Annotated in this window: 4 protein-coding genes; 1 reads left to right on the top strand and 3 read right to left on the bottom strand. The window is 22.9% G+C overall.

The features are described from left to right. On the top strand, nucleotides 1-1,381 hold a 1,381-nt coding region (locus tag ACERKK_RS12875; protein ID WP_373773478.1), incomplete at its 5' end, for a PAS domain S-box protein. Between the two features lie 2 nt (nucleotides 1,382-1,383). Here the strand turns inward: ACERKK_RS12875 and ACERKK_RS12880 are convergent. The 3 genes from ACERKK_RS12880 to ACERKK_RS12890 form a co-directional block, all read right to left on the bottom strand. Further along, the gene (locus tag ACERKK_RS12880; protein ID WP_373773479.1) at nucleotides 1,384-1,716 is read right to left on the bottom strand and encodes a hypothetical protein; all 333 of its coding nucleotides are present in this window, start codon (nucleotides 1,714-1,716) and stop codon (nucleotides 1,384-1,386) included. Further along, on the bottom strand, nucleotides 1,713-2,057 hold the full coding sequence (locus ACERKK_RS12885; RefSeq protein WP_373773480.1) for a hypothetical protein: 345 nt from the start codon (nucleotides 2,055-2,057) through the stop codon (nucleotides 1,713-1,715). Before ACERKK_RS12885 ends, ACERKK_RS12880 begins: the two co-directional genes overlap by 4 nt. Further along, a partial coding sequence (locus ACERKK_RS12890; RefSeq protein WP_373773481.1) for a hypothetical protein occupies nucleotides 2,047-2,284 on the bottom strand: 238 nt, incomplete at its 5' end. The genes ACERKK_RS12890 and ACERKK_RS12885, both read right to left, overlap by 11 nt.

A 2,284-nucleotide genomic window follows, 5' to 3' on the forward strand; every position in this document is an offset into this window, starting at 1 on the left:
AGAGTATAAAGATGCAGTTGATGAAAGTTCAATCGTTTCTAAAACTACATCTTCTGGAATTATTACTTATGTAAATGAGCAGTTTTGTAAATTATCAGGATATACAAAAGATGAACTTATTGGAAGAAATCATAGTATTTTAAGACATCCAGATATGCAAAAAGATGTATTTAAAGATTTATGGAATACGATAAAAAATGAAAAAAGATCTTGGAGTGGCAAGATTAAAAATAGAAAAAAAGATGGTAGCTATTATTGGGAAGAAGCTTTAATTAAGCCAATAATTGATTCAGATGGTAATATTATTGAATATATTGGATTAAAAAATGATATTACTGAAATTGAAAGTTATAAAGAAATGTTAAGTAATAAACTTGATGATACAAATAAATCTTTAAATGAAACAGTAAACTATACTACTCAATATGAAGAAGCAACAGATAGATTTACAGCAGTAATAAAAACAAATAAAGAAAATAAAATTATTTATGCAAATGAAAGATTTTGTAGCTTAAGTGGTTATTCACAAGAAGAACTTATGGGTAAAAACTGTGAAGAATTAAGACATGAAAATCACAGACTTCTAAATGACTCTCAACGAATTATTGATACTTTGGCTAAAAATGAGCATTTAAGTATAACTTTTACAAATATTGCAAAAGATGGTAGCTTGTATTTTCTTGATACTATTGCTTATCCTATAAGTGATATAAATGGAAATATTGTAGAGCATTTACATTTAATGCATGATATTAGTGAAGTAACAAATTTACATAAAGAAATAGAAGATACACAAAAAGAAATTGTTTATAAAATGGGTGAAATTGGCGAAAGCCGTTCAAAAGAAACAGGATATCATGTAAAAAGAGTTGCTGAATATTCAAAAAAACTTGCATTATTATATGGATTAAGTATTGAAGAAGCAGAAATTTTATTTACAGCTAGTCCTATGCATGATATTGGAAAAATTGCTATTGCTGATTCTATATTAAAAAAACCTGCAAAACTTACAGAAGAAGAGTATGATATTATGAAAACTCATACAGATATTGGATATAAAATTTTAAATGGTTCAAAAAGAGAAGTTTTAAAAGCTGCAGCAATTGTAGCAAAAGAGCATCATGAAAAATGGAATGGAAAAGGATATCCAGATGGTCTTAAAGAAGAAGAAATTCATATTTTTGGAAGAATCACAGCTATTGCAGATGTTTTTGATGCCTTAGGTTCAGACAGATGTTATAAAAAAGCTTGGGATGATGAAAAAATATTTAATTTATTTAAAGAAGAAAGAGGTGAACACTTTGATCCAAAGTTAATAGACTTGTTTTTTGATAATAAAGAAGTTTTTTTAGAAATTAGAGAAACATATAAAGATATTTAGTTTTAAATATTTTCTTTTTTTATTTGTTCATGGATAGATATTGAATACTCTTTTGAATTAACATAAATATCAATTATATAAAAATTATCAATCTCTTTTATTATTGCATATATATTAAATTTTTCATCTTCAATTTTTAAATGCTCAATTGCACTTAAATCTAAAGTTTGTAAATAGTTTTTCATAAATTCTTTATGATTATTTGCTTGAATATATAAATGTTGATTACTTAAATTTTGATATCTTAAAGATTTTATTTCAAATAAACTAAGACATAAATATGAAAAAACTGATACTAATATAATTGTTATTAATAAAGTATATGACTTTTTCATAAATTAAATTTCCATATTTGTTTGATACTATCTTTTAGTAAAATTTCAATTTCTATAATATTAGAAGTACTTTTAAGAGTAAAATTTGAAACATCTTCTAATAAAATATTATTATCAAAATATAAAGTATTATCTTTATAGCTTAAATTTTGTACTAAATCTTTTTTATTTAATTGCAAAAATAGTTTTGTTGAGAGTAAATCTATTTTAGATATTTCAATAGTTAGTAACTCTTTTTGTTTAAAAAAAAGCTCTTTGGTAAAAAACATACTATTTATAATAACAAAGGAAGAGATAAAAATCGTAATAATTAATTCAAATAAAGAAAAGCTATTTTTCATATTTATACAGTTTTATATCGTTATCTTCATAAACGATTTTTTTAATAAGTAAGTTCTCTTCTATTGTATTATTTTTAATAATAGTTATATTATGTATTTGAGAATTCATATTTGAATAGTTATTAGTATTAAAATCATTTTCCAAATCATTTAATTTTGTGTAAAGTTTTAATGTATGACTATCATAATAAGTGGCATATGAAAAACCACTTATTACAATACTTAAT

Origin of the sequence: Poseidonibacter sp., from assembly GCF_041821165.1 — a bacterium.
Lineage (GTDB): Bacteria > Campylobacterota > Campylobacteria > Campylobacterales > Arcobacteraceae > Poseidonibacter.

What these genes read in the sequence shown, in the direction of transcription:
- ACERKK_RS12880 (WP_373773479.1), bottom strand. Translation starts at nt 1,716, where the DNA reads ATGAAAAAGTCATATACTTTATTAATAACAATTATATTAGTATCAGTT.
- ACERKK_RS12885 (WP_373773480.1), bottom strand. Translation starts at nt 2,057, where the DNA reads ATGAAAAATAGCTTTTCTTTATTTGAATTAATTATTACGATTTTTATC.